At 63.9% G+C, this 6,959-nt stretch carries 6 protein-coding genes; all 6 read right to left on the bottom strand.

From position 1 onward, the window contains the following. Positions 1-323: 323 nt before the first annotated feature. Positions 324-878, bottom strand: coding sequence for a hypothetical protein (locus AC5RV1_RS14945; RefSeq protein ID WP_493995081.1), 555 nt, complete (start codon positions 876-878; stop codon positions 324-326). Positions 879-988: 110 nt separating this feature from the next. Continuing rightward, positions 989-1,255, bottom strand: coding sequence for a GlsB/YeaQ/YmgE family stress response membrane protein (locus tag AC5RV1_RS14940; protein WP_493946082.1), 267 nt, complete (start codon positions 1,253-1,255; stop codon positions 989-991). A gap of 133 nt (positions 1,256-1,388) precedes the next feature. After that, a complete protein-coding gene (locus AC5RV1_RS14935; protein WP_493946083.1) occupies positions 1,389-2,222 on the bottom strand; it encodes an aldo/keto reductase in 834 nt (277 codons plus the stop codon). Between the two features lie 32 nt (positions 2,223-2,254). Then, the gene (locus AC5RV1_RS14930; RefSeq protein ID WP_493995080.1) at positions 2,255-4,807 is read right to left on the bottom strand and encodes a rhamnogalacturonan lyase; all 2,553 of its coding nucleotides are present in this window, start codon (positions 4,805-4,807) and stop codon (positions 2,255-2,257) included. Between the two features lie 157 nt (positions 4,808-4,964). After that, positions 4,965-5,993 (bottom strand): SDR family oxidoreductase, encoded by a 1,029-nt coding sequence (locus AC5RV1_RS14925; protein WP_493995079.1) that lies wholly within the window; start codon positions 5,991-5,993, stop codon positions 4,965-4,967. Then, positions 5,987-6,958, bottom strand: coding sequence for an aldo/keto reductase (locus tag AC5RV1_RS14920; RefSeq protein WP_493946086.1), 972 nt, complete (start codon positions 6,956-6,958; stop codon positions 5,987-5,989). Before AC5RV1_RS14920 ends, AC5RV1_RS14925 begins: the two co-directional genes overlap by 7 nt. Position 6,959 lies beyond the last annotated feature (1 nt).

Here is a 6,959-nt window from a genome sequence, read left to right as displayed (position 1 = left end):
CCCGGGTCAGCACAGCGGTAGAACCGCCGTACTCCGCAAGCTGATCCCCACTGGCTTCCATAGGACAACTCTGCCAAAGACCACTGACAAAAGTGCCAGCCAACGACGCTATGTGGATAAACCAGCCTCGTCCCGGATATGCGGGAGTTTCAGCTTGATCGGGAGGGCAGGACGCACTATCGGGGGGTCAAACGCCGCTGGCCGCCGCGTCCCCCAAGGATCGCGACGGCCAGCAAAGCCATTCAGTTGTAGCACATCAACGAGGCGGCCTCATGTCACAAAGGAGGACAAGTGGAACCGCCACGAAAAGGACGGGCGCGTGACTACGCTTTGGAGTCCGGTTCGTCGCTGGTGGTTCCCAGGTTGTGGGTCTCGGGGTGCGTGCTGTGGGCAGGGATGTGGTCCTCGCCGAGCTCCGCGTCGCTAAGCGTTCCGGACGTCCCCGCGGCGCCGGTCGTACCGGGTGTACCGGCTGTTCCCAAGGTGGCCGAAGTCCCGAGCGTATCCGTCGTAGCGGATGTGCCGGTAGCGCCGAAACCGCCGGAGGTACCGGTAGTCCCGGCCGTGCCGGTGGCGGCGCCCGTTGTCGTGGCGTCGCCGGACGTAGAGGACTTGCCGTCCCCGGACGACCCGTCACGGTGCATCGCGGAGCCGATGACGGTGCCTGCGCGGCGGGCCGCCTCGGTCAGCTGATCCGCAACTTCCGGGGCTTTCTCCTTGATCGCCTCCGTGGCCACGGACACCTTGTCCTGGACAGGCTTGCTGTCCCAGATGCCGGCAGCGCGGGCCTTGAGCTTGTCGTAGGCTGCCCGGCCGGACCGCGACCCAAGCACGTATCCGGCGGCAATTCCAACGCCCAAAAGAAGTTTGTTTTTCATGATGAACTCCTGCTCCCTGAGAGGGTTTCACTTCCGGCCAGAGAGGCCGGGAGATGGGAAAACCGGCCTGGGGATGGTGTCCCCAGGCCGGTCTCCTGGCTGCGCGCTAGTTAGCGACGCGCACCGCGCTTGGTGACCATGCCGTACACCAGCAGCACGATAAGCGCGCCGCCGATGGCCAGCAGCCACGTCTGCAGGGAGAAGAACTCCTGCAGTCCGGTGCCGAAGATCATTCCGCCGATCCAGCCGCCGAGGAGTGCTCCGACGACGCCCAGTACGAGGGTGATGAGCCAGCCGCCACCCTGGTGGCCCGGAAGGATCGCCTTAGCGATCGCACCAGCAATAAGTCCGAGAATTAGAAATGCAATGAATCCCATTTTTTGTTCCTCTTCCTAAGTAAAGGAGGCCTCCGGATCCCGGAAGCACTTCATCCTTCTGCCTCAATAGTAATCATGCTTACTATCTATTTGCCAACCCCGGGTTCAGGAAAAAGCGCACTTCAGGCCCGTTTCAGTGCCCTGTAACGTCAGAATCGTTGCCCGCGCCGGGGCCCTCGTCCAGGACCGATAATTCCGCTAAATCCTGCAGATCCAAGGCGAAATCGAAGATGTCCAGGTTTTCCCTCATCCGGTCCGGATTCGACGTTTTCGGAATCGTTACAATTCCGTTTTGAACATGCCAGCGAAGGACCAGTTGACCAGGGGTTTTTCCGTGCTTTTCGGCAAGTTGAAAGAGGATGGGCGCACCGAGCAGGCCGGCGCCGTCCCCTCCCAGCGGGCTGTAGGACTGGGTCACAATCCCATGCTTGTCATGGAACTCGCGTTCTGCCGACCGGGTGATGGCAGGGTTCAACTGGATCTGGTTCACCGCGGGCACTACTTCTGTCTCCGCCATCAGCCGCTCCAGGTGGGCGGGCTTGAAGTTGGACACCCCGATGGAGCGGACCTTGCCCTCGGCCTGCAGCCGCTCGAAGGTCTTCCAGGTGGAGACATATTCATCGCGCTGCGGAAGCGGCCAGTGGATCAGGAACAGGTCCACGTAGTCGAGCCCCAGCCGCTTCAGCGCCCCGTCCAGCCCTTCAACTGCACGGTCGTTGCCTTGGAACTGGCCGTCCACCTTGGTGGTGATGAACAACTCCTCCCGGTCCACCCCGCTGGCCCGGATACCGTTGCCCACGCCACGTTCGTTGCCGTACTTCACGGCAGTGTCGATGTGCCTGTACCCGGCTTCCAGAGCCTGTACGACGGCGGTGGCCGCCTGATCGTCGTCCAGCGGCCAGGTGCCAAGACCCACCTGTGGAATGGAGTAGCCGTCGTTGAGTTTGATCAGCGGTGCACGTGTCATTGCAACAGTCTCTCCCTTATGTGCTGCCCGTCCTAGTCCCCAAACGCCCGCAGGATGTTTTCGGCGTTGTAGGTCAGGGCCACGCGTGCGGTGTCCGATACCTTGTCCGGGCCCTTCTGCTGGCCCAGGAAGTCCGTAAAGCGCTGCAGTGCCTGCGCGGCCCTGGCTTCGTCGCCGTCCTCGACTGCCTTCGCCGCCTGCTGGATGCTCGCCGTCAATTGGCTTCCTACCGGTCCTGCGACGTCCCCTGACTCGACCAGGTCTTCCAGGACGTGCTGCAGCGCCTTCACGCTGCCCGGCAGCCACGCCGCCCGCAGGGGCACGTCAGCGAAGTCCATGTCGGAGGCGAGGTAGAAGTCCGTGTAGGCCGGCTGGTTATAGGCGGTGTTTTGCCGTGCAATTTCTGCGCGGTACTGCGGATCGTGCATCAACGTGTAGAGCTTGTGGTTTGTCACTTCGGTGCTGAGGTACATCCGCAGGGCCGAGCTGTCCACGGTCCTTACCAGCAGTTCTTCCCGCCAGTCACCCACCACGTCCGCCACCAGGCTCGGGTTGCCCTTGGTGTCGTTGTTGGTGCGGGTGCCTGTAGCAGTGAGGAGCCGGCCGCGCTTCCAGTCGTCGATCGAGGGCGTCTGGTCCCTGGAGCCGTTGACGAGCTGTGTGGTCATGTCCGCGGCCCACTTGATGTTCATGTTGGTACCGGGGCCTGTGGAGGAGAGCTTGCGGCCGTCGGCTGACTGCATGCCGATGGCCCAGTTCTCGATGCCTGGGACAGTCTTATCCACGTCGCCGATCATGCCACGGCCGGTGTCCCTGCCGGAGTAGGCGCCGAACAGCACCTCGCCGGTAGCGGCGTCGCGCATTGCGTAGCCGTAGGGGGCATAGGTTCCGCCCTCGTGCACGCTGAAGATTTCCTTGCCAGGACGGGCGGGGTCAATGTCGGTGACGTGCATGGCGTCGCCGTGGCCCAGGCGGGCTTCTTCCCCTGGCGTGGCGCTGCCGGCCGGCATGGTGTCGAAGGAGCTGTAGAGAAGCGACCCGTCGTCGTCGATCGTGGCGGAGCCGTAGACGATTTCCTGCTTGCCGTCACCGTCCACGTCCGAGGCACTCAGGGAGTGGAAGCCTTGCGTGGTGAGCGTTCCGAACTTAGGGTCGGTGCCGTTCCGGCCATGGGGGCCGTCGTTGAACGGGTTGGTCATGGGGGTCCAGCCTGAGTCCACATTCCACACGGGGGAGAGGTTAAAGCCGTCCCAGGTGTAGGCAGCCAGCGTGCTGCGCGTGTAGTAGCCACGGGCGAAGACGGCTGCCGGCTTCGTGCCGTCCAGGTAGGCGACGCCGGCGAGGAACCGGTCCACGCGGTTGCCGGGTTCGATGCGGGCCATGGCGTAATCGCCCCACATCAGGCCGTCGTCGTGCCTGCCGGGCTGGTAGGCGACCGTCTTCAACTCCTTGCCGGTGGCACCCTCGAAGACGGTGAGGTACTCCGGGCCGGAGAGAATGAAGCCCTCGAAGGCGCGCAGGTTGTTCCGGGCGCTGCGCGCCGGGGCGTAGACGTCCATAAAGTAGTCGGTCAGTGCTTGGGCGTCGGCCTGGGACAGGGGGTACTGGTACTTCGGGGCGATCCCGAACGCTTCCTCCAGGGTGGCTGGCCAGTTGCCGGCCTTCACTTCCGGATGTTCGGTCCAGCCCTGGAACGTCTTCACCACGTGTTGGTAGTAGTCAGCGGCGCTCATCCGGTAGTCGTCGGCATTGGCGTAGCCGGCATTAGTGTCGGACTGCAGCAGTGTGATGAAGCTTTCCGAGGCAACGCTGCCGTCAGCATTGAAGTTGGTGCTCTTGGTTCCCGGGGCGGTCTTCATCATCATCTCCGCGCGGCCGTCGCCGTCGAAGTCGTTGACCAGGAGCTGGGTGTAGTGGGCGCCCGAGCGGATGTTCACGCCGAGGTCGATCCGGTGGAGGAGGGTGCCGTCAGCCTTGTACGTGTCCACGTAGGTGTTCCCGGTGTAGCCCACCTGGGAGACGTCCTTGGAGTTGTTGGGATCCCACTTGACGATGAACTCGTACTGGCCGTCGCCGTCCACATCGCCGATGGACGCGTCATTCGCGGCGTATGTGTATGCCTGGCCCGTGGGGGTGACGCCGTCGGCAGGCTTCTTGAGCGGGATGTCCTTGAAGTTGCCGCCCCAGGAGGTGGCGGTGGCGCTGCGGTCGAGTTCAACGCCGCCGACGACGGCCCGCACCTGGTATCCCGACGCGGTTGTCCCAATGGGGTCGAGGAAGTTGGTGCTGTCCGTGACCGTGGCCAGCTTCTGGCCGTCACGGTAGACGTTGAAGTCCGTGCCGGTCAGGCCCGTGGCGGATGATCCGGTAGCTTCGTGGCCCAGGAGGCGCCAGCTCAGGAAGACACCTTCGGAGGTTTTGGCAGCCACGAGGCCGCGGTCAAGGTGGTCAAGCTGGACGCCGGGAGTGCCGGGCTTAGGGGAACGTTCGACGGCGGATGCGGGGGCGGAGAGGCAGCCGAAGGTGAGGGCAAGGCCCAAGGCACCTGCCGAAAGGAGGCGGGCAGAGTTCCTGCTCGGATTCATCGGTGAATCCTTTCAACTTGAGATTGGGAAAACGCTTCCCCAGTAACCTAGTGGTGGGTAGTGGGTTAAACAAGCCCTTGCGGCGCGGAAGGAAAGCCGCTATTTAGAACGTTGTAGAGGCCCCGCCCGGAAAAGCCGGACGAGGCCTCACGGAGGGTCAGGCGCCGCTGCGGGCCCAGCCGGTCAACCGGTCACTGAGGTCCATAAACTGCTGGTTAATAACCTGCAGTCCGGGATTGGCGTCGTACCAGTCCACGATTTCCCGGGCTCCGTCAGCAAACGGGATTGTGGCGCAGTAGTCCGGCACCAGGGACTTGATCTTGGTGTTGTCGAAAACCACAGAGTGGGAGCGGTCGCCCAGCAGGTTGGGTCCAAGTTCGTCACTGTGCGCAGCAATGGTTTCAGAAGCCACGTGCACCAGCTCCGGCTCCGGCACGCCCGCCGCCCGGGCAAACAGCTGGTAGATCTGGTTCCAAGGCAGGTATTCATCAGAGGTGATGGTGTAGCTCTCGCCAACAGCCTGGGGCCGGCCCAGCAGCCCCACGAAGGCCTTCGCAAAGTCCCTGCTGTGGGTGAGGGTCCAGAGGGACGTGCCGTCGCCATGCACCATGACGGGCAGCCCGGCCCGCATTCGGTGAAGGTCCGTCCAGCCACCCACCATGGCAATCTTGGTGCGGTCGTAGGTATGCGAGGGGCGCACCACGGTGAGCGGGAAGTCCTGTTCCCGGTAAGCCTCGTAGAACAGCTCCTCGCAGGCAATCTTGTCCCGTGAGTACTGCCAGAAGGGATTCTTCAGCGGCGTGGACTCGCGGATCGGCAGCCGGGTTGGCGGCTTCTGGTACGCGGACGCGGAGCTGATGAACACATACTGGCCGGTATATCCGGCGAACAGGTCGAGGCTGGCCTTGGCCTGGTCCGGCTTGTAGGTAATGAAGTCTGCGACAGCGTCGAACTCGCGTCCCGCCAGCGCTTCCCGGACTGCGGAGACGTCCCGAACGTCCGCGCGCAGAGTCTCCACCCCTTCCGGGACCGGCCTCGTGGACCGGCCCCGGTTGAGGATTGTCAGCCGGTGCCCCAGCGCGACGGCGCGTTCCGCCGCCGTCGCGCTGATGACCCCGGTGCCGCCGATGAAGAGGATGCTCCTCGGCGCCACCGTGTCGGCTTCGCGAACGAGTGGGTTCACCACGCGTAGTCTTCCGGCGCTGTCCGGTGGCCCGGGAAGATGTCGTCGAGGCGCTTGAGCGCATCGGCGTCCAACGAGACATCCAAAGCACGGACGGCGGCGTCGAGCTGTTCCTGGGTCCTCGGCCCGATGATGGGCGCCGTAACGACGGGCTGATGCAGCAGCCAGGCGAGGGCGACGTCACCGGGCTCCTGGCCCAGCTCCTCGGCGAAGTCCTCGTACTGCTGGATCTGGTCCTGGTGCTTCTTCAGGGTCTCGGCTGCCCGGCCCTCGGTCCGGCGGACGCCCTGCCGTTCCTTCTTCAGCACCCCGCCCAGGAGTCCGCCCTGCAGTGGCGACCAAGGGATGAGCCCCAACCCGTACTGCTGGGCCGCCGGAATGACTTCCAGCTCCACCTGGCGCATAAAGAGGTTATAGATGGACTGCTCGCTGACCAGCCCTGTGTAGTTGCGCCGACGCGCGGCCTCCTGCGCCTGGGCGATGTGCCAGCCCGCGAAGTTGCTGCTGCCGGAATACAGGATCTTGCCCTGCTGGACGGCCACGTCGATGGCCTGCCAGATCTCATCCCAGGGGGTGTCCCGGTCAATGTGGTGGAACTGGTAGATGTCGATGTAGTCCGTCTGCAGGCGCTTCAGGCTCGCATCCAGGGCGCGGCGGATGTTCAACGCGGACAGCTTTGATTCGTTGGGCCGGTCCGTCATGGTTCCGTAAAGCTTGGTGGCCAGCACCGTGCGCTCCCGGCGCTCGCCGCCCTTGGCAAACCAGCGGCCGATGATCTCCTCGGTCCAGCCGCGATGCCCGGCTCCGCCATACACGTTGGCAGTGTCAAAGAAGTTGATGCCGTGGTCCAGTGCGGAGTCCATGATGCTGTGAGCGTCGGACTCCTCCGTCTGCGGGCCGAAGTTCATGGTGCCCAGGCAGAGCCGGGAAACCTTCAGGCCGGAGCGGCCCAGATGGGTGTACTGCATT

Source organism: Arthrobacter sp. Hb9-2, assembly GCF_059091165.1.
Note: the sequence above shows the minus strand (reverse complement) of the source record. Positions and strands in the feature narration are given on the sequence as shown.

Excerpts from the sequence above, each read along its gene's own strand:
- AC5RV1_RS14945 (WP_493995081.1), bottom strand. The coding sequence starts at position 878 with ATGAAAAACAAACTTCTTTTGGGCGTTGGAATTGCCGCCGGATACGTG.
- AC5RV1_RS14940 (WP_493946082.1), bottom strand. The coding sequence starts at position 1,255 with ATGGGATTCATTGCATTTCTAATTCTCGGACTTATTGCTGGTGCGATC.
- AC5RV1_RS14935 (WP_493946083.1), bottom strand. The coding sequence starts at position 2,222 with ATGACACGTGCACCGCTGATCAAACTCAACGACGGCTACTCCATTCCA.
- AC5RV1_RS14930 (WP_493995080.1), bottom strand. The coding sequence starts at position 4,807 with ATGAATCCGAGCAGGAACTCTGCCCGCCTCCTTTCGGCAGGTGCCTTG.
- AC5RV1_RS14920 (WP_493946086.1), bottom strand. The coding sequence starts at position 6,958 with ATGCAGTACACCCATCTGGGCCGCTCCGGCCTGAAGGTTTCCCGGCTC.